The sequence below is a fragment of the Ensifer sp. 22460 genome (assembly GCF_052044935.1).
Lineage (GTDB): Bacteria > Pseudomonadota > Alphaproteobacteria > Rhizobiales > Rhizobiaceae > Ensifer.
Map to the genome: position 1 here is coordinate 1 of NZ_JBQENZ010000016.1, position 17,746 is coordinate 17,746.

The 17,746-nt window shown below is 61.4% G+C and carries 16 protein-coding genes and 3 pseudogenes; 7 read left to right on the forward strand and 12 right to left on the reverse strand.

Features of this window, described 5'->3' with window-relative positions:
- Positions 1 to 97 precede the first annotated feature (97 nt).
- The 3 genes from tnpC to tnpA (ACTJKM_RS19845) all read right to left on the reverse strand — a co-directional run bounded on the left by tnpC (position 98) and on the right by tnpA (ACTJKM_RS19845) (position 2,606).
- A complete protein-coding gene (gene tnpC, locus ACTJKM_RS19835; protein WP_065998900.1) occupies positions 98 to 1,750 on the reverse strand; it encodes an IS66 family transposase in 1,653 nt (550 codons plus the stop codon).
- 62 nt (positions 1,751 to 1,812) lie between these two features.
- Entirely contained in the window at positions 1,813 to 2,166 is a 354-nt protein-coding gene (gene tnpB / locus ACTJKM_RS19840) for an IS66 family insertion sequence element accessory protein TnpB (protein WP_047637286.1), read from the reverse strand.
- Entirely contained in the window at positions 2,163 to 2,606 is a 444-nt protein-coding gene (gene tnpA, locus ACTJKM_RS19845) for an IS66-like element accessory protein TnpA (protein WP_065998904.1), read from the reverse strand. The genes tnpB (ACTJKM_RS19840) and tnpA (ACTJKM_RS19845) overlap by 4 nt, the downstream gene beginning before the upstream one ends.
- Before the next feature lie 89 nt (positions 2,607 to 2,695).
- On the opposite strand from tnpA (ACTJKM_RS19845), the pseudogene ACTJKM_RS19850 reads away from it, so the two are divergent.
- Together ACTJKM_RS19850 and ACTJKM_RS19855 are read left to right on the forward strand one after the other, a co-directional pair.
- A pseudogene (locus ACTJKM_RS19850) lies at positions 2,696 to 3,344 on the forward strand (IS630 family transposase); the annotation flags it as partial.
- An 80-nt stretch (positions 3,345 to 3,424) separates the two neighbouring features.
- Positions 3,425 to 3,727, forward strand: a complete 303-nt coding sequence (locus tag ACTJKM_RS19855) for a helix-turn-helix transcriptional regulator (protein ID WP_440636994.1) — start codon at positions 3,425 to 3,427, stop codon at positions 3,725 to 3,727.
- Positions 3,728 to 3,795: 68 nt separating this feature from the next.
- Here the strand turns inward: ACTJKM_RS19855 and ACTJKM_RS19860 are convergent, their stop codons facing one another.
- The gene (locus tag ACTJKM_RS19860) at positions 3,796 to 4,689 is read right to left on the reverse strand and encodes a LysR family transcriptional regulator (RefSeq protein WP_427142559.1); all 894 of its coding nucleotides are present in this window, start codon (positions 4,687 to 4,689) and stop codon (positions 3,796 to 3,798) included.
- A gap of 217 nt (positions 4,690 to 4,906) precedes the next feature.
- Between ACTJKM_RS19860 and ACTJKM_RS19865 the strand changes: the two genes are divergently transcribed.
- The gene (locus ACTJKM_RS19865; RefSeq protein ID WP_427142560.1) at positions 4,907 to 5,809 is read left to right on the forward strand and encodes a VOC family protein; all 903 of its coding nucleotides are present in this window, start codon (positions 4,907 to 4,909) and stop codon (positions 5,807 to 5,809) included.
- Between the two features lie 152 nt (positions 5,810 to 5,961).
- On the opposite strand, the pseudogene ACTJKM_RS19870 reads toward ACTJKM_RS19865, so the two are convergent.
- The 8 genes and pseudogenes from ACTJKM_RS19870 to ACTJKM_RS19905 all read right to left on the reverse strand — a co-directional run.
- Positions 5,962 to 6,807 (reverse strand): annotated as a pseudogene (locus ACTJKM_RS19870) (IS66 family transposase); the annotation flags it as partial.
- 123 nt (positions 6,808 to 6,930) lie between these two features.
- Positions 6,931 to 7,215, reverse strand: a complete 285-nt coding sequence (gene tnpB / locus ACTJKM_RS19875; RefSeq protein WP_243016891.1) for an IS66 family insertion sequence element accessory protein TnpB — start codon at positions 7,213 to 7,215, stop codon at positions 6,931 to 6,933.
- Positions 7,196 to 7,656 (reverse strand): annotated as a pseudogene (tnpA, locus tag ACTJKM_RS19880) (IS66-like element accessory protein TnpA). The gene tnpB (ACTJKM_RS19875) and the pseudogene tnpA (ACTJKM_RS19880) overlap by 20 nt, the downstream one beginning before the upstream one ends.
- A 614-nt stretch (positions 7,657 to 8,270) precedes the next feature.
- Positions 8,271 to 9,167 (reverse strand): bifunctional methylenetetrahydrofolate dehydrogenase/methenyltetrahydrofolate cyclohydrolase FolD, encoded by an 897-nt coding sequence (gene folD / locus ACTJKM_RS19885; protein WP_243016893.1) that lies wholly within the window; start codon positions 9,165 to 9,167, stop codon positions 8,271 to 8,273.
- 29 nt (positions 9,168 to 9,196) lie between these two features.
- Positions 9,197 to 9,724, reverse strand: coding sequence for a sarcosine oxidase subunit gamma family protein (locus ACTJKM_RS19890; protein ID WP_243016894.1), 528 nt, complete (start codon positions 9,722 to 9,724; stop codon positions 9,197 to 9,199).
- A gap of 16 nt (positions 9,725 to 9,740) precedes the next feature.
- Positions 9,741 to 12,704: a sarcosine oxidase subunit alpha family protein gene (locus ACTJKM_RS19895; protein ID WP_440660737.1), complete on the reverse strand. Its 2,964-nt coding sequence runs from the start codon at positions 12,702 to 12,704 to the stop codon at positions 9,741 to 9,743.
- Positions 12,701 to 12,976 (reverse strand): sarcosine oxidase subunit delta, encoded by a 276-nt coding sequence (locus ACTJKM_RS19900; protein ID WP_024900018.1) that lies wholly within the window; start codon positions 12,974 to 12,976, stop codon positions 12,701 to 12,703. Before ACTJKM_RS19900 ends, ACTJKM_RS19895 begins: the two co-directional genes overlap by 4 nt.
- Before the next feature lie 23 nt (positions 12,977 to 12,999).
- Complete coding sequence (locus tag ACTJKM_RS19905) at positions 13,000 to 14,250, reverse strand: sarcosine oxidase subunit beta family protein (RefSeq protein ID WP_440595081.1); 1,251 nt, start codon at positions 14,248 to 14,250, stop codon at positions 13,000 to 13,002.
- Between the two features lie 90 nt (positions 14,251 to 14,340).
- Here ACTJKM_RS19905 and ACTJKM_RS19910 point away from each other — a divergent pair, with 90 nt between their 5' ends.
- The 4 genes from ACTJKM_RS19910 (at position 14,341) to ACTJKM_RS19925 (ending at position 17,740) form a co-directional block, all read left to right on the forward strand.
- Positions 14,341 to 15,315, forward strand: coding sequence for a GlxA family transcriptional regulator (locus tag ACTJKM_RS19910; RefSeq protein ID WP_427142564.1), 975 nt, complete (start codon positions 14,341 to 14,343; stop codon positions 15,313 to 15,315).
- Positions 15,316 to 15,364: 49 nt separating this feature from the next.
- The gene (locus ACTJKM_RS19915) at positions 15,365 to 16,033 is read left to right on the forward strand and encodes a helix-turn-helix domain-containing protein (protein WP_036568532.1); all 669 of its coding nucleotides are present in this window, start codon (positions 15,365 to 15,367) and stop codon (positions 16,031 to 16,033) included.
- A 90-nt stretch (positions 16,034 to 16,123) separates the two neighbouring features.
- Positions 16,124 to 17,029, forward strand: a complete 906-nt coding sequence (locus ACTJKM_RS19920) for a class II glutamine amidotransferase (RefSeq protein WP_024900023.1) — start codon at positions 16,124 to 16,126, stop codon at positions 17,027 to 17,029.
- A 24-nt stretch (positions 17,030 to 17,053) separates the two neighbouring features.
- On the forward strand, positions 17,054 to 17,740 hold the full coding sequence (locus ACTJKM_RS19925; RefSeq protein WP_024900024.1) for a GXGXG domain-containing protein: 687 nt from the start codon (positions 17,054 to 17,056) through the stop codon (positions 17,738 to 17,740).
- Positions 17,741 to 17,746 lie beyond the last annotated feature (6 nt).

A 17,746-nucleotide genomic window follows, 5' to 3' on the forward strand; every position in this document is an offset into this window, starting at 1 on the left:
GTATGCGACGTCCACGCCCCATGGCTTTTTCAGTTGCAGCAATCTGAGGTTGATCTACGGGCCGTCAAATGAGCTCACCGAAGAGTACCTGACGAGCTCATTGTGAGGCCTTGATGCGGGCGGCATAGGCCCATGGCATCAGGGCATCGATGTCTTTGGCGAGGTGGCCGTTTGCGAGGCGGGTGAAGAGGTCGCACAGATAGGCGTAGGGCTCAACGCCGTTCATTTTACAAGTGCCGATCAGGCTGGCAAACCGGGCCCAATTGCGGCCCCCTTCATCGTGCCCCGCAAAGAGCGCATTGCGGCGGTTCATGGCCGGTCGGCGGATCGCGTTTTCCACCAGGTTGGAGTCGATATCGACGTGGCCGTCGCCCAGAAACAGCCGGAAGCCGTCCTGCCGCGTCAGCATATAGGCCAGGGCTTTTCCGAGGTCAGACTTGCGTGAGACGCGCTTGGCTTGCGCTGCCAGCCAGGTGAAGAACTCGTCCACCAGCGGGAGGGACAGGTCCTGTCGAACTGCCCGGCGATGTCCGGGATCTGAGCCCCGGATACTGTCTTCGATCTTGTAGAGCGCGGCGATCTGCACCAGCGCCTCGTCGACGATGGGCGATCCACTCTTTGGCGTGGCCTTGATCAGCTTTCTGCGCCCGTGCGCCCAACAGAAGGCCAGCTTCAAGGGATCGCCACCCATCCGGTCCGACGTGGCGAGGTGAGAGTAACCACCGTAGGCATCCACCTGGATTGTCCCGTTGAACCCGTCGAGGATTTCAGCGGCATATTCGCCTTTACGCCCAGGTCGATAATGGAACACCACGCCCGACGGCGCAGAGCCATTCCAGCCGCGATCGTCACGCAACACGGCCCACAGATAGCCGGTCTTCGTCTTGCCTCGCCCCGGATCAAGCACCGGAGCCGTGGTCTCATCGACATAGAGCCGCGTGCTTTCCCACAGCAGCCGTTTTGCCATGTGGTCGACCACCGGTGCGATTTCGCTGCCCGTGCGCCCCATCCAATCGGCCAGGACCGTGCGGTCTATCGGCACCCCGTGTCGCGCCATGACCTCGGCCTGCCGGTTGAGCGGCATATGTTCGGAATGCTTGGAGACGGCAATCTCAGCCAGAAGGGCTTCCGTCGGCCAGCTCCCTTCCAGCAGATGCGCTGGCGCTCTGGCCTGGATGACGCCCGTTCGACCCTTGGGGCATGCGTATTTCGGGCGGATGGTGACGATCACCTCGTAGCGCGCCGGAATCCGGTCGAGCCGTTCCGTCCGGTCTTCGCCGATCCGAACCATGTTGCCGCAACCGCAGGGACAAACGATGCTCTCGGGCTCGATCACTCTCTCGACCCGCGGCAGGTGTTCGGGCAGTGCACGGGCTTTACGCTCCTTGCGAGGAGCGACTTTTTCCGGATCGGATGCGCTGGCTTCGATCTTTTTCTCCACGGCGGCAATCCGCGCCTGTGTTTCGGCAATTGCCGTTTCAAGGTCTTCCAGCGCCAGTTCCATCTGCGCCGGATCGAGCTTTTCCGATTTCGGCCCGAACTTCGTGCGCCGATAGTCGTGAACCTGACCTTCAAGCTTCTCGACCAGTTCCTTCAGCTCGGCGATGAAGGCGTCCTTTTCGGCAACCACAGCCTGCTCGTGCTGACGTGCAGCACGCTCGACCGACAGTTCGAACTGCATCGCCGCAAACGCCTTCACCACCTCTGGCGGAAGGTCCGGAAACAGGCTGAGATCAAGGGACGACGACATGCGGTCTTATAGCAAGACAGCACAAAAAATCCAAATAAAACAATGCAAAGGCAGCGGGATATTCACCCTGCCGCCGACGGCGCGATCACCCGTTGCGCCATGACTCGCCGCCAGTCGAGCCCCTCGAATAACGCTTCGTATTGCCCCCTGGAAAGACGCATCGTCCCATCCTGCACCTTGGGCCAGGCAAAGCTTCCATGTTCAAGAATTTTGTAGGTCAACACCATTCCGGTGCCATCCCATACCAGGATTTTCAGACGATCACCGCGCTTCGACCGGAAGATCACCGTCACCCCGGAATGCGGGTCGAGCTTCAACTCGGTCTGCACCATCAGAGCCAACGCCTGATGCCCGCAGCGGAAGTCCACCGGCCGCGTTGCAATCAGGATCGGCAGTCGTTGGCCCGCGACGATCATGCCGTCCCTCGCATGGCGCGCACCAGAGCGGCCACACGTTCAACTGGCACATCGCCGGGAACCCGCATCACAACGTCCGGGCCGATCTCCAACGTCAAGACCGGACAAACCGCCTCCGACAGCGGCGGCGCCAAAACATTCACAGCCTCGCTCGGCTCTGCCGCAATCGCCAAAGGCACAAATGCTGGCTCGGCATCGCCGCTCTCCGACAGGCCCGGCATAGCCTCAAAAGGCAGCGTCAGAATGCCCTCGCGCACTTGCCGGCGCCACAAGGAAAGCTGGTGCGGAACAACGTCATGACGGCGCGCGACATCAACAACACGAACACCAGGCTCAAGGCTTTCCGCGACGATCCGCGCCTTCACATCATCTGGCCACCGCCGGTTTCCGCGGCGCGGCTCGACAACTTCGTAGCGCCCAACAAATCCATCATCTGCCATGCAAATCTCCAGATAGTCCTGGAAACCTTCTCGCACGCCCGGCCAGCCTCAAAATACAGCCTATCCAATGGGGCGGAGACGGCGCTTACGATCTGGCGCAATGGCTTTGGGAAGAGTTTCGTGTTTCGGTGAGCGAGCAAACGCTGAGCCGTGAAGTCCTGACCATGGGCTATCGCAAGCTGGCTGTCCGGCCCAAGCATCACGCTCAAAACCCTCAAGCCATTGAGGATTTTAAAAAAGTTCCCTGCCGCAGTGGCAGAGATTGCCGCTGGAGCGGCCCGAGGAAAACGCATAGAGATTTGGTTCGAGGATGAGGCCCGTATCGGGCAGAAGAACAAGATCACGCGCCGTTGGGCCAAGCGTGGAACACGGCCTTCAGCACCGCACGATCAGCGCACAAGGTCGGCCTACATCTTCGGCGCAATCTGCCCGAAGCTCGGCAAGGCGGCGGCGCTGGTCATGCCATGGTGCGACACCTACGCAATGACCCAGCATCTGGCCGAAATCGCCCGTCACGTCGATGACGACGCGCACGCGATCCTCATCATGGATCAGGCAGGCTGGCACATGTCCAACAATCTCGTCGTGCCCGAAAACATCACCATTCTGCCTTTGCCGCCGAAATCGCCGGAGCTGAACCCGGTCGAAAACCTCTGGCATTTCATGCGCGACAACTGGCTATCAAACCGCGTGTTCAAATCATACGACGACATCGTCGATCACTGCTGCGATGCCTGGCGCTGCCGCATCGCTTTTCACCGTGGCTTGGACGTATCACACCGGCCATGCCACGGCACGTGAAGAGAGCGATCGAGTTCATGATCGCCAACATTGCGGAGCCTTTGACGCTTGATAAAATTGCCGCCGTAAGCGGAGTGAGTGAGAGGGCCCTTCAGATGGGCTTTCGGCAATTTAAAATGACGACGCCGATGGCCTATCTGCGATATCTGAGGCTTGAGGCCATGCATCAGGATCTCAAAGGTGGTCAACCCGGCATGGAACTGAAGGAGGTTGGCTTAAGGTGGGGGTTCCTCCACATGGGACGCATGGCAGCCGAATATCGCAGCCGATATGGCGTACCCTCAGAAACCTATAAACGAGCTCACGGAATGAATCACTGAACCGCTTCATCTTAGCGAGAAGTGTGCAAACGCGGCAACGCGCAGGGCCGCAACAGTGGTTTGCTGCACTATTGGGCGGAGAACTGCTCAATGAGCCACCGACCCGCCGGTCCGAGTGCACGGCCATTCTGATGTGCAATGACGAGGGGAAAGCCAGGCATTCTGGCGGATCCCTCCCAACGGTCAAGTTCCAATTCCACTAGTCGACCTGCGGCAATATCGTCTACGACAACAGACTTCGGCATAGATCCCCATCCGACCCCTTCCAAGATCAGTCTGTGCTTCGTTTGAACATCGCTAACGCGCCAGTGATTGACCGCGTGAACCCCGTAGTCGCGCCCCTTATCCGTTCCAAGCGCGGTGCCCAATACCAGTTGTGTGCAGTCAAGCAACATCGCCGCATTCAACTTTCCTCTGATCTTGCCTAGTGGATGGCCGGGTGCTGCAACCGCAATAAGGTCGACCCATCCGCATTGATGCCGCTGCAACTCCTTCGATAGTGGTTCATGCTCAGTCAGTAGTCCGATATCGGCGCTACCTTGGCATAGAGCTTCGATGGCAACGGAAAAGGAGACCGTCGATAGATGGACGCAAACGCGCGGGAAGCGCGTGTTGAACGCACCAAGGATCCGGCCGACAGGAACCTCCGTCGCGTAAGGTACCATGACGAGCGAGATTTCTGCCTCCAACCCCTGAGCGATACCGTGGGCATGCTGGCGCCAGTCCGCAATGTCGTGCAGGATGCGCCTAGCTCTGGGGAGCAAAGCAATTCCGGCCTCAGTCAACGTTGGGCGGTATGTTGACCGGTCAAAGAGTGCAAGCCCGCTTTGCTCCTCAAGCTTCTGTATAGCGTAGGTGATCGCCGATTGCGCCCGGGACAACTGTCGTGCGGCGGCGGCGAAACTGCCTTTCTCGACAACTGTCACGAAGACCGTGAATTGATCGATCGTCAGGGCGTCCATGGTGACTATCCCTCTCGCCGAGTGGTGAAGCTATTTTTGTGCATGTCATTCCAATTTTTTGAACTAGATGCTCGAAATTTAACTCATTTTTTTGAAGGGTATTCACAGTTATATGTCGTTTCCCAAAGCTGCACGCGCCGCGCCAGAAGTCTCGCCAATACGATCGTAAGCGCGGGGCCATGCAGGCGGCCCCGGGAAAAAGGAGACAGTAGCAACTATGGCCAGCACCGACTACTTCGATCACAACACTGCTCCCATTCAAATAGGTCTGGTTACACTTAAAGTGCGAAATCTACCACTCGTCTCAACCTTCTATCAGGAGGCACTCGGGCTTGAAGTGTTGTCGACCGGACCGGGCCAAGCCCTCCTAGGCGTGGACGGCTTCGCACTCCTCAGGCTTTCCGGTGACCCTAGCCTTGCTCCCCATGATCAACGAAACGCCCGTCTTTACCATGTCGCTTTCGCTCTGCCGAGCAGCAGGGATCTTGCACGATGGCTTCTTCATGCGATTGAAAAGCGGGTGCCGCTGCAGGGCACCTCGGACCACCACACGCACGAGGCGATCTATCTTGCCGACCCGGAGGGCAATGGCATTGAAATTTATGCTGACCGCCCGATGGCGCATTGGCAGGCGCAGGATGGCACGATCCTGACGACCAGTACTCCTCTCGACATCAATGATCTATTGGCTGCAGCCAATCTGACTTCCTGGCAGGGGCTGCCTTCGGGCAGCGTTATCGGCCATGTCCATCTTCGGGTGGATCAAACAGGCAAAGCCGAGCATTTTTTCGGCAAGGTTCTTGGCTTTGAAGTGTCATTGCAACTCCAGGGAGCATCCTTCTTCGCGCGGGGTGGCTACCACCATCAAGTTGCCTGCAACAACTGGGGCGGGCAATCCTTTGCAGGGCATCGTCAGAAAATGACAGGTCTGGAAACCTTCGAGATCATTGTGCGGCACAAACAAGAACTCCCACGGATCGCCGAGCGGGCAGAAGCCTCAGGAATCTACGTCGAATGGAACGAGAGCACTCTTTCGCTGCGCGATCCCTGGGACACTACGATCGTTCTGAAGAGTAAGGAAGGAGCAGATGCGCCTCAATGCCAAGTGGTCGAAGGCTGAAAACGCGAAGGTGCCGACGGATAGAGGGGATTGGCCGCCGAGCCGAACCGCTACAACTTCTAAAATAGTTGCGTTTAGTCTTGTCCATGGGCGGCTCCCTTCGTTTGAGATCTTAACAACCTCACTCTGGCACATTTCGATGCCGTTCGGGGCCGTCCACCCCAACACATGAAGGATGTGCTGGTGGCCCCCCTGTCCTTTTCCTTCAGCACCTGGACCGTCGTCTCGTCACCATGGATCAGCGGTTGCGATCTGAGCCGCCGTTTCAGCGCGTCATAGATGCGAGAGAGATGCCTCTCGCTCGAGCCGATCACCCAGTGACCCAGAGCACCACGGCTGACAGGAACGCCGGCGCGCTCGAAGGCCTGCGCCAGACGGTAGGGCGGTGTGCCATCGACATATTTGTGGACCAGTGCAAATGCCAGCGTCGAGGCCGTGGCGATGCTGCCCGGCAAGGGCTGCGCGGGCATTGGCGCGAGAACGACAGGCGTGTTGATGCCGGTCCGGTCGCAATGGCGGCAGGCGTACTTGAACCGCACTTTTTGCAGGACCTTGGCCTTCACCTCGATATGGAGCTGCTCGGTGACGGCCTCACCCATGCGATGCATCTGATGACGGCAGCAAGGGCAGGCCTTCTGGTCGTCGGCAAGGTCATACTCGACACGCTCGCGCGGCAGGTGTTCCGGCAGGGGCTTGCGGCCACGCTTCTTGCCCTCCGGTTTCTCGATCGTCGCAAAACCGGTTTCCGGCAGGTCGAGACCTCGCCATCTTCTCCGCTGGCGTCGTCTTCATCGGCAACCTGCTCGGCTTCATCGAAGAACATGCTTTTCGCTCTTCGGCGCAAAACGATGCAGCCGCGCCAGCTCCAACTCTTCCTCGAGCTTGACCACGCGGGCGCTGAGCGCTTCTTCCTCAGCTTTCAGCGCGGCGATTTCGGCAGCATTTGCCGCCAACTGCGCCATCAGTTCTGCAACGCTTGGTTCGCCGGTTCGATTCATCGGATTCTTGAATCTGAACCGCACCACCGCGTCAACCGCAGAAGTTCAGAGTCGTCAGCCGGCGATCTGATATTGCCGCACAGGGTTGCGCACCATGGCGTCGATATCGATGCCGTCGAGAATTCAGTGAAGCTGCTCAGTCGAAAGCGTCACCACCGCCGTCTCCCGGCATGGCCATCTGAACCGATCTTCGGTCAATCGCTTCAGGACCATCACAAAACCGGACCGATCGAAGAACAGGAGCTTCAGCCGGTCACGGCGGCGATTGCAAAAGGCAAAGACCGCAGGCGCAAACGGGTCGAGCTCCATCGTCTCCTGCACTAGGACCGCAAGGCTGTTGATGCCGGCGCGGAAGTCGATCGGTTCGCGGTGCAGGTAGACCTTGAGATCAGCGTCCAGTCTGAACATGGCCCAATGCTCCAATGACAGCCGTCAACCCATCCACATCTCTGCATTCCAGCGAAAGCTTCACGCCGTTTGGCAGCAATGCGCTGATTTCGGATAAACCTGACGGATGGCCCGTCTTCTCCAGTGATGCTCGTTGTTCTTCATCACACGTGACCGACATATCCAGCGAGCAGGTCCCGACAGGCAGGCTGCCGTCTACTGCCACGACCGGGATAAACGCCGAGCGTGGAGATACCGCCAGGGAGCCAGACTCCCTGGCCTCCTTGACACACACTTGCGCAGTAGGTTGGCATTGATCCCATGCGTAAGCGCAAGGCCGGATATCGACACACCAGGTTCAAGGCAGGCCGCAACAAGCCGCGCCTTTGATCCTGGATCGTAGCGGCGTCGACCATCGCGCCCCACATGCCGCACACGCAGTTTCTGCTCTTCGTCACTCATATTTGGTGTCCACCTATTTTTAATGGACACTTCATGCGGCAGAGGCATCAACGAGAAAAGGCGCATGGAAATGAGCGCTTAGTGCGGCTGCAAAGCCGATGAAAGATAGTTGATGAAGGTTCAATACGGAGAAGAAGTGGCGAATCACTCTGACCCCGAGTCATGCGGGGCACATCGCGAGGTGTGCGTCGAAGCGTTGACAGTGGAAACCGGCAGGCCGGCCATTGAGCCGCGAAATGATCAATTCGGGATGCCGACGCTGTTAAGCGAAGGAACGCGGATCGAGCTCACGCCTTCCAAGCTCGATCAGAACCTCGGGGCCTCCGCATCGTCGAGCTGCAAGCTAAACAGGAGACGATCGACATTCGTTCAGGAGAAGCTTCGCGCAAAGTTTGACGGATGCCGGAGGGTATTGATCGCAAACCCGGAGCCGTCAGAGAAAAGTCCACGCAACGCCGCAATCACAAGTCGATTCGGCTGCGAGCACTCGTTCCATGATTTTTCTGTGGCCTCCTTGACTAATCCGGGAAAACGCTGCCGCTGCCGACAGTTCCCGTACCCGAACCGAGGACAATCGTCGCTGCGCGACGAGACATGTCCACTGTGAGACGCAATCAGAACTTCGGCGGCGTCTGGCCGGCTTTGCGACAGGCCGCGATGACCGTATTGGCCATCAGCATGGCAATGGTCATCGGTCCGACGCCGCCCGGAACCGGCGTGATGACGCCGGCAACTTTGGCAACCTCGTCATAGGCGACGTCGCCGACGAGGCGCGACTTCCCCTCGCCCTTTTCCGAAGCCGGGATGCGGTTGATGCCGACATCGATGACGGTGGCTGCTGGCTTTACCCAATCCGCCTTGACCATTTCCGGGCGACCGACGGCGGCAACCAGGATATCGGCATTGCGGCAGACGCCGGCAAGGTCCTTGGTGCGCGAATGAGCGGTCGTGACAGTCGCATTGGCGGCAAGCAGCAGAGCCGACATCGGCTTGCCGAACAGGTTGGAGCGGCCGATCACCACCGCATTGAGACCGGACAGGTCCTCGCCATGGGTGCGGCGCACGAGGATCATCGCGCCGGCCGGCGTGCAGGAGACGAGACCGCCATCGAGATCGCCGGTCGCGACCTTGCCGGCATTGACGACATGCAGGCCGTCGACATCCTTTTCCGGCTTGATCGACTGAATGATCGGATCCGAATTCAAATGCCTGGGCAGCGGCAGCTGGACGAGGATGCCGTGGATGGTCTCGTCGGTGTTCAGCGTCTCCACGAGCGCGGCCAACTCTTCCTGCGTCGTATGTTCCGGCAGCGTATGCTGGATGGAGTTGAAACCGCATTCCTTCGACATGCGGCTCTTGGCGCCGACATAGGCGTGGCTTGCCGGATCATCGCCGACGATGACGACGGCGAGACCGGGCTTGACGCCGGCCTCGTTCTCCAGGGTCACCGTCGCGGCCTTCACAGCGTCAATCACGGAAGCGGCAACCTGCTTCCCATCGATAACTGGCATCCGATGTATATCCTTCGCTGACATCTCGCTTAGCTGAATTCGAGGCTCATGCGCACGAGATCGTCCCATAGACTTTCTGCAAAACCACGCAGAACGAGAAGCTCGAAACCATCATCCTCCATTCGCGTGACATGGGCAGCGATATGGCCAATGAGCGCCGTGGCCGACTGCCCGACGGGGAACGCGGCGTTCGACAGATCGATGGCCGTACCCTTGGCGAGGACATGGGCGGCCTGGGGCCCGCGCACGAGGATGCGCACGCGCCCATGGCTCTGGTCGATGACATCCGCCACCGGCCTCAGCTTTTCCGCGATTGCATCGAGATCCGCATAAGGCAGAGCCGTCGCACCCACGGCGAACCATTGGCCGACCGAGACGGAGCGAAGCGACAGGCCGGAGAGTGAAGCATCGCCGATAATCTCCGGCGAGCCGGTATCGGGACGCGCGAGGAGATGCAGGACCGTGCCCTCGGGAAGGGCTTCCAGACTGACACCGGTGCGCAGAACGGGCTTGCAATCGGCCAGGGCGGCGCGCTGCGTGACACGATAGGCTGACATCCAAATCCTCCCTCAATCAGGCGTGAAGCTTTTCATTGGCGGCATCGAAGGACACCGGATCGCAGATCCGGCCGGGCGTGAACTCGCCGCGCAGGCCGTTCCAGATCATAATTTCCTCGCCATGCCGTTCCGGCCCGCGGCGCACCAGCGCAAGGCCGATGGTAGAACCGACATGCGGTGAATAGCAGGTCGAGGTGACATAGCCTTGGTCGTTTTCCAGCGTGGGCGCGGCATTCTTGGCAAGGATGTGGGAACCAGTGCGGAAGCCCGCCGCGGGATCGAGCGGCACGATACCGACGAGCTGCGGCCGGTCCGGCGCATGCAGGCCCTCCCGCTCCAGCATCCGCTTGCCGATGAAGTCGGCCTTGGCGGCCGAGACCATGCGCGCGAAGCCGAGGTCCTTCGGCACCACCGTGCCGTTGATCTCGTTGTGGGTGACATGACCCTTCTCGATGCGCAGCACCGAGAGCGACTCGACGCCGTAAGGCTGGATGCCGTGTGCGGCGCCTGCCTGCATAATGGCGTCGGCAACGCTGTCGCCGTAGCCCGCCGGCACCGCCAGCTCATAGGCGAGCTCGCCGGAAAAGGAGATGCGGAACAGCCGTCCGCGTAGCTGCCCGCCGAAAAGCGAAACCTCGGCCGCGCCCAAGAACGGGAAGGCCTCGTTGGAAATATCCGTATCGACGATCGCCTGCAGGATCTGCCGCGACTTCGGGCCGGCAACGGCCATCTGCGCCCACTGGTCGGTGACGGAGGCGAGGCGCACGTCGAGATCGGGCCAGAGAGCCTGCGCACAGAACTCCAGATGGTTCATCACGCCGGCGGCATAGGCCGTCGTCGTCGTCATGAAGTATCGGTTTTCCTCCAGGCGGCTGGTCGTGCCGTCGTCATAGATCATGCCATCTTCGCGCAGCATGAGGCCATAACGCGCCTTGCCGACGGGCAGCTTGAGGAAGGCATTGCAATAGACGCGGTTGAGGAATTCAGCGGCATCCTTGCCGGTGATCTCAATCTTGCCGAGCATCGAGACGTCGCAGATGCCGGCATTCTTGCGGACGTTCAGGACTTCCCGGTCGACGCTTTCGCGCCAGGTCGTCTCGCCATCGCGCGGGAACCACGACGAGCGATACCACAGGCCGGTCTCGACGAATGTCGCGCCGTTCCGGCTTGCCCAGCCATGCAGCGGCGACTTGCGCACCGGCTGGAAATGCTTGCCGTGCGAAGGCCCGGTCAGCGCGCCGAACGAGACAGGCGTGTAGAAGGGGCGGAAGGTCGTCGTCCCTACTTCTGCGGGTGATACGCCGCGCGCTTGGGCCAGAAGCGCGATCGCATTGACATTCGACAGCTTGCCCTGGTCCGTCGCCATGCCGTTCGTCGTGTAGCGCTTGGCAAGTTCCACGTGACCGTAACCTTCGCGAACGGCAAGCCCGAGATCCTTGCGATGCACGTCGTTCTGATAATCGACGAAGGCCTTGCCGCGCACGCCGGGAATTGACCAGAGCGGCTTGGCGACTGCGCTCGGATCGTCGGCCACGGCCGGAACGGTCGTGCGCTTCGCGCTGTAGCCAAGAGCCTCGGCGCGCTCGGCGCCCTTGGCGAAACCATGCCGCAGGCAGGCGCCGAGCCCGTCGATATTGGCGGCAGCGCCGGCAAGTGTCAGGCCCTTGAGGTTGGACGGAGCCAGAAAAACGCTCGATGAGGCGTTCCATTCCGGCCTGCCGCCGCGATGGCAGGCAAGGCTGATGACAGGGTTGAAGCCGCCCGACATCGCCAGGGCATCGACGGCAAGCTTTTGCGTGCGTCCGGCGATCGTGACCGAAATCGACGACAGGCTCTTGCCGCCATGCGCATCCGACACCACGGCGCCCTTGATGATCTTCGCCGTGCCGGCATATCGGAAGCCAGCGCCTTCGGCCCTGCTGTCGATGATGACGACATCGCTCGCGCCGACGGCTTCGAGATCACGCGCCAGCGCATAGCCGCTGTCATTGGTCGTGAAGATCGCCACCTTCCTTCCGGGCGCGACAGCATAGCGGTTGAGATAGCTGCGCATGGCGCCCGCCATCATCACGCCGGGAATATCATTGCCGCCGAAGACGAGAGGCCGTTCCTCCGCACCGGTCGCCAGCAGCGCCTCCCTGGCGACGATGCGCCAGAGCCGCTCGACGGGAAGCCGCTCCAGCGGCGCCTGCACATGCTTCTGCACGCGCTCGACGGCACCGAAGACATTTCCGTCATACCAGCCGAAGACCGTGGTGCGCGGCATGACGGTGACGTTCGGAAGCGAGGCGAGTTCCGCAAGGGCCGTCGCCACGAACTCCGTCGCGGTCTCGGTGCCGATGCGGGCCGTCTCCGAAAGCAGGCCGCCGCCGCAGCGCGAATGCTCGTCGACGAGAATGACCCTGGCGCCCGCGCGGCCGGCAGCAAGGGCGGCGGCGAGGCCGGTCGCGCCCGCGCCCACGACAAGCAGGTCGCAATGGATCCAGGCCTTCTCGTAGCTGTCCGGATCCGCCTCGTAGCTTGCCCGGCCGAGACCGGCGACGCGGCGGATGAAGGGCTCGTAGAGCTTTTCCCAAAGGGCGGCCGGCCACATGAAGGTCTTGTAGTAGAAGCCGGCGCTGAGAAAGGGCGACAGCAGGCTGTTGAGGGCGCCGATGTCGAGATCGAGCGACGGCCAGCGGTTCTGGCTCACCGCTTCGAGCCCATCGTAGAGTTCCTGCATGGTGGCGCGGGTGTTCGGCTCCGTGCGGCCACCCCGGCCGATCGTCATCAGCGCATTCGGCTCCGCGCTGCCCGCCGTCAGGACACCGCGCGGGCGGTGATACTTGAAACTGCGGCCGACCAGCAGGCGGCCGTTTGCCAGCAGCGCCGAGGCAAGGCTGTCACCGGCAAAGCCGCCGAGCGTCTTGCCGTCGAAGGAGAAGGAAAGCGGCCGCGACCGGTCGATCAGGCCGCCGGAGGAGAGGCGAAAGGGCGTCATGGGGTCACCTCGCCGCGACGATCGGCGGCATCACGGGTCGCGTGGATGTCATGGGTTGCGGTGTCGCGCTCGACCACCAGCCACCGGCGGCAGCCGGATGTGTGATGCCAGTATTCGCGGTAGGCGCCGCGCGGGTTGTCACGCAGATAGACGAAATCGAACCAGACCTCCTGGGACGCATCCGCGGCGGGGCGCGGCAACGCGGCGCCCTTGACGGTGAACTCTTCCTTCGGGCGTGGTCCGCAATGCGGGCAGGTGACGAGGCTGGCCATTTCGATGTCCTTGGTCGGGCAAACTAGTGAAGGTTCGGCTGGGCGCCCTGGCCCTTCTCATCGATGAGATAGCCGCGCTCGAACCGGTCGAGACGCATCTGCCGGGTCGTGGCGTGCGAAACGTCTTTCGCGATGAGATGGGCAAAGCAGAAGCCGGAGGCAGGCGTCGCCTTGAAGCCGCCGTAGCACCAGCCGGCATTCAGATAGAGATTGTCGGTCGGCGTCTTGTCGATGATCGGCGTGCCGTCCATCGACATGTCCATGATGCCGCCCCAGGAGCGCAGCACGCGAATGCGCGACAGCGCGGGGATCATCGCCTTTCCGGCTTCCGCGACATGCTCGACGGTCGCGAGATTGCCGCGCTGGGCATAGGAATTGTAGCCGTCGATGTCGCCGCCGAAGACCAGCCCGCCCTTGTCTGACTGGGAAACGTAGAAATGGCCGGCACCGAAGGTCACGACGCAATCGATGAACGGCTTCAGCCCCTCAGAAACGAATGCTTGCAGGACATGGCTTTCGATCGGCAGCTTCATGTCCGCCATCTGGGCGACGCGCGAGGAATTGCCGGCCGCCGCAAGGCCGAGCTTGCCGCAACCGATGAAGCCGCGCGTCGTCTCGACGCCGGTGACGCGGCCGTTCTCACGGCGAATGCCCGTCACCTCGCAGTTCTGGATGATATCGACGCCGCGGCTATCGGCTCCGCGCGCATAGCCCCAGGCAACGCCGTCGTGGCGCACCGTGCCGCCGCGGCGCTGGATCAGGCCGCCCTGGATCGGGAAGCGGGCATTGTCGAAATCGAGGAAGGGCAGCATCGCCTTGATCGCCGCACGGTCGAGCAGTTCGGCATCCACCCCGTGCAGGCGCATCGCGTTGCCGCGCCGTGTATAGGCGTCGCGCTGGGCGTCGGAATGGTAGAGATTGACGACACCGCGCTGGGACACCATGGCGTTGAAATTGAAATCCTGCTCCAGCCCCTCCCAGAGCTTCATCGAAAATTCATAGAAGGGATTGTTGCCTTCGAGCAGGTAGTTCGAACGAATGATCGTCGTGTTGCGGCCGACATTGCCGGACCCGATATAGCCCTTTTCAAGCACGGCGACATTGGTGATGCCGAACTCCTTGGCAAGATAATAGGCCGTTGCCAGACCGTGACCACCACCGCCCACGATGATGACGTCATAGCGGGCTTTGGGTTGCGGGTCGCGCCAGGCGGGGCGCCAGGAACGATTGCCCGTCAGTCCGTTCAGGAGAATGGATAAAGCAGAATAGCGCATGGTCAGGCCTCGACGATCACAGGTCCGAGCCTAGTCGCCGTTTAGACGGCAGACTTTCAAAAATAGGACGCCATGATATAGATTTGGGCCATGACTGCGTTTGACACGAGAAAAACCCAGAGGATCGGATTTCTGCTCGTGCAGAATTTCGCCCTGATGTCCTATGCCTCCGCCGTGGAGCCCCTGCGGGCGGCAAATCTCATTGCCGGCCTCGATCTCTACAGCGCGCTACCCCTGTCTCTTCATGGCAGACCGGTTGCGAGTTCTTCAGGCCTGACCGTCGAATGCACGGAACTGACCGCGCTCGGCGAAACCTGCCACACGGTCTTCGTCTGCGCAGGCGGTAATCCCAAGGACTGGAGCACCGTCGAGGATGCCCATCCGGTCCTGCGGCGCCTTGCGCGAAAAGGCGTTCGCATCGGCGGCATATCGAGCGGCGCCTATGTTCTTGCGGCTGCGGGCCTGCTCGACAACCGCGACTTCACCATCCACTGGGAACATGCCGGCCTGTTGAAGGAGGCCTTTCCCGCCCTCGCACCACGCCAGGCCCGATACGTGATCGACGGCGACCGTGTCACCTGCGCCGGCGGCGTCGCGCCGCTCGATCTCATGCACGCCATGATCAGCGAACGTATGGGCGCGCATTTTTCCCGGCGCGTCAGCGACTGGTATCTGCATACGGCGGTGGCCGAACCCGGCGCTCCGCAGCGCGGGTCCCTGCCCGAACGGTTCGGCACGCACCATCCTGCGCTTCTGGCCGTCCTGGAGAAAATGGAAGCGACGATCGAAATGCCGCTCGATCGTGCAGCCATGGCAAAGCTTGCCGGCGTCAGTGTCCGTCATCTCGACCGCCTGTTTGCCGAGCATATGGCGGGCGGCTTCCTGGAAACCTACCGCAACATCCGTCTCGACCATGCCCGGCGCCTGCTGGAGCAAAGCCCGCTTTCCGTGGCGGAAATCGCCTTCGCCACGGGTTTTTCGGGGGCCGCGCATCTGTCGACCGCCTTCAAGACGCGGTTTGGCCAGACACCGACGGCGCTGCGCACGAGATTTTCCTACGAGTGAGCGATATTTTCCTGTAGGGAATGTTTTTACCATGAAGAGCGGGTGGGCCATGGCCAGCGGCAAGCAGATCTCCAAGAAGGCGCAGAACGCCCTGTCCCAGAACCCGCACGCGGTGCGCGAGCCGCGCGAGAAGAACCTTGAAATGGCGATCGGGCACGAGGTCCGGGCCTATCGCAAGAAGCTCGGCATTACCGGCGCCGATCTCGCCGCCGCGACCGGCATGTCGGTCGGCGCGCTCTCGAAGATAGAGAACGGCAACGTCTCGCCATCGCTGACAACCCTGCAGTCCCTCTCCAAGGCCCTTGGCGTCCCGCTCACGGCGTTCTTCCGGCGCTTCGAGGAACCGCGCAACGCGACCTTCGTCAAGGCGGGTGAGGGCGTGAAGATCGAGCGCCGCGGCACGCGCGCCGGCCACCAGTACAGCCTGCTCGGTCATATCGACAACAATTCGAGCGGCGTGACGGTGGAACCCTATCTCATCACGCTCACGGCCGAGTCGGACATCTTTCCGACCTTCCAGCACGAGGGCATGGAATTCCTCTACATGCTCGACGGCGTCGTGGTTTACCGCCATGGCGACCAACTGTTCAAGATGGAGGCGGGCGACAGCCTGTTCTTCGACGCGGATGCACCGCACGGCCCCCAGGAACTGGTGAAGCTTCCGGCGCGCTATCTCTCCATCATCAGCTATCCGAAACAGGGCAGCAGTCCCGGCTAAAGTTGCCTCACACGAAATTTTTATTCCTATCAGTTGATTGATCGAAAGCCCCATGGTAGCCATTTGTCACAGCGACAAATGGAGGCACCTATGTGTGGCATTGTTGGATTGTTCCTCAAAGACAAGAGCCTCGAACCGCAGCTCGGAACGCTGCTGTCCGACATGTTGATCACGATGACCGATCGCGGCCCGGATTCGGCCGGCATTGCGATTTACGGATCACCGGCTGACGGAAAAGCGAAGGTCACCCTGCAGTCGGCAAAGCCCGAGGTCGATTTCCGCGGGCTCGACAAGGATCTCGCCGCCGCCGGCATCGACGCCAGCGTGACCGTCAAGAGTACCCACGCCGTCGTCGAGATCGCCGCCGGCGCCATCGCGGCAACCCGCGCGGCCATCGCCTCGATCCGGCCGGATATCCGGGTCATGGGCTCGGGCGACAGCGTCGAGATCTACAAGGAAACCGGCCTTCCCAAGGATGTCGTGGCGCGCTTTGACGTGCGCTCGATGGGCGGCACGCACGGCATCGGCCATACCCGCATGGCCACCGAAAGCGCCGTGACGACGCTGGGCGCGCATCCGTTCTCGACGGGCGCCGACCAGTGCCTCGTCCACAACGGATCCCTGTCCAACCACAACAACCTGCGCCGCGAGCTCATCCGCGAAGGCATGACCTTCGAGACGCAGAACGACACCGAAGTGGCGGCCGCCTATCTCACGGCGGAGATGGCCAAGGGCAAGGATCTCGGTCAGGCGCTGGAAGGCGCGCTTGATGATCTCGACGGCTTCTTCACCTTCGTCGTCGGCACGAAATCCGGCTTCGGCGTCGTGCGCGACCCGATCGCCTGCAAGCCCGCCGTGATGGCCGAGACGGACCAGTATGTCGCCTTCGGCTCGGAGTATCGCGCGCTCGTCAACCTGCCGGGCATCGAGGATGCACGCGTCTGGGAGCCCGAGCCGTCGACCGTCTACTTCTGGGACCACGAAAAAGCTGCGTGACCGGCCAAACGAGAAAGCCCTGCAATGCCTGTATTTGACCTTTCCAAAACGCCCTTGCGCGAACTCAACAGCGCCCTCCATGCCCTTTCCAAGGGCGCCAACGACACCGCGTTCGAGGTCGTCAATCCGCGCGGCAGCCATGCGGTTGCGGTCGGCATCGACAGTCCCGTCAGCGTCGAGGTCCGCGGTTCGGTCGGCTATTACTGCGCCGGCATGAACGACGGCGGCACCGTAACCGTCAAGGGTTCCGCCGGTCCCGGCGTCGCCGAGAACATGATGTCGGGCACCGTCGTCATCGAAGGCGACGCCAGCCAGTATGCCGGCGCCACCGGCCGCGGCGGCCTGCTCGTCATCAAGGGCAATGCCGCCTCGCGTTGCGGCATCTCGATGAAGGGCATCGATATCGTCGTGCATGGCAATATCGGCCACATGTCCGCCTTCATGGGGCAGTCCGGCCATCTCATTGTGCTCGGCGATGCCGGTGATGCGCTCGGGGACTCTCTCTACGAGGCGAAACTTTTCGTGCGCGGCACGGTCAAGAGCCTTGGCGCGGACTGCATCGAGAAGGAACTGCGGCCGGAACATCTGGAGAAGCTCGCCGAGCTTCTCGAAAAGGCCGGCGTCACCGGCGTCAAGCCGGAGGAGTTCAAGCGCTACGGCTCGGCCCGCACGCTCTACAATTTCAACATCGACAACGCTGACGCGTACTAAGGCAGG

Coding starts and splice junctions, on each gene's coding strand:
- tnpC (WP_065998900.1), bottom strand. CDS start 1,750: ATGTCGTCGTCCCTTGATCTCAGCCTGTTTCCGGACCTTCCGCCAGAG.
- tnpB (WP_047637286.1), bottom strand. CDS start 2,166: ATGATCGTCGCGGGCCAACGACTGCCGATCCTGATTGCAACGCGGCCG.
- tnpA (WP_065998904.1), bottom strand. CDS start 2,606: ATGGCAGATGATGGATTTGTTGGGCGCTACGAAGTTGTCGAGCCGCGC.
- ACTJKM_RS19855 (WP_440636994.1), top strand. CDS start 3,425: ATGATCGCCAACATTGCGGAGCCTTTGACGCTTGATAAAATTGCCGCC.
- ACTJKM_RS19860 (WP_427142559.1), bottom strand. CDS start 4,689: ATGGACGCCCTGACGATCGATCAATTCACGGTCTTCGTGACAGTTGTC.
- ACTJKM_RS19865 (WP_427142560.1), top strand. CDS start 4,907: ATGGCCAGCACCGACTACTTCGATCACAACACTGCTCCCATTCAAATA.
- tnpB (WP_243016891.1), bottom strand. CDS start 7,215: ATGTTCAGACTGGACGCTGATCTCAAGGTCTACCTGCACCGCGAACCG.
- folD (WP_243016893.1), bottom strand. CDS start 9,167: ATGCCAGTTATCGATGGGAAGCAGGTTGCCGCTTCCGTGATTGACGCT.
- ACTJKM_RS19890 (WP_243016894.1), bottom strand. CDS start 9,724: ATGTCAGCCTATCGTGTCACGCAGCGCGCCGCCCTGGCCGATTGCAAG.
- ACTJKM_RS19895 (WP_440660737.1), bottom strand. CDS start 12,704: ATGACGCCCTTTCGCCTCTCCTCCGGCGGCCTGATCGACCGGTCGCGG.
- ACTJKM_RS19900 (WP_024900018.1), bottom strand. CDS start 12,976: ATGGCCAGCCTCGTCACCTGCCCGCATTGCGGACCACGCCCGAAGGAA.
- ACTJKM_RS19905 (WP_440595081.1), bottom strand. CDS start 14,250: ATGCGCTATTCTGCTTTATCCATTCTCCTGAACGGACTGACGGGCAAT.
- ACTJKM_RS19910 (WP_427142564.1), top strand. CDS start 14,341: ATGACTGCGTTTGACACGAGAAAAACCCAGAGGATCGGATTTCTGCTC.
- ACTJKM_RS19915 (WP_036568532.1), top strand. CDS start 15,365: ATGGCCAGCGGCAAGCAGATCTCCAAGAAGGCGCAGAACGCCCTGTCC.
- ACTJKM_RS19920 (WP_024900023.1), top strand. CDS start 16,124: ATGTGTGGCATTGTTGGATTGTTCCTCAAAGACAAGAGCCTCGAACCG.
- ACTJKM_RS19925 (WP_024900024.1), top strand. CDS start 17,054: ATGCCTGTATTTGACCTTTCCAAAACGCCCTTGCGCGAACTCAACAGC.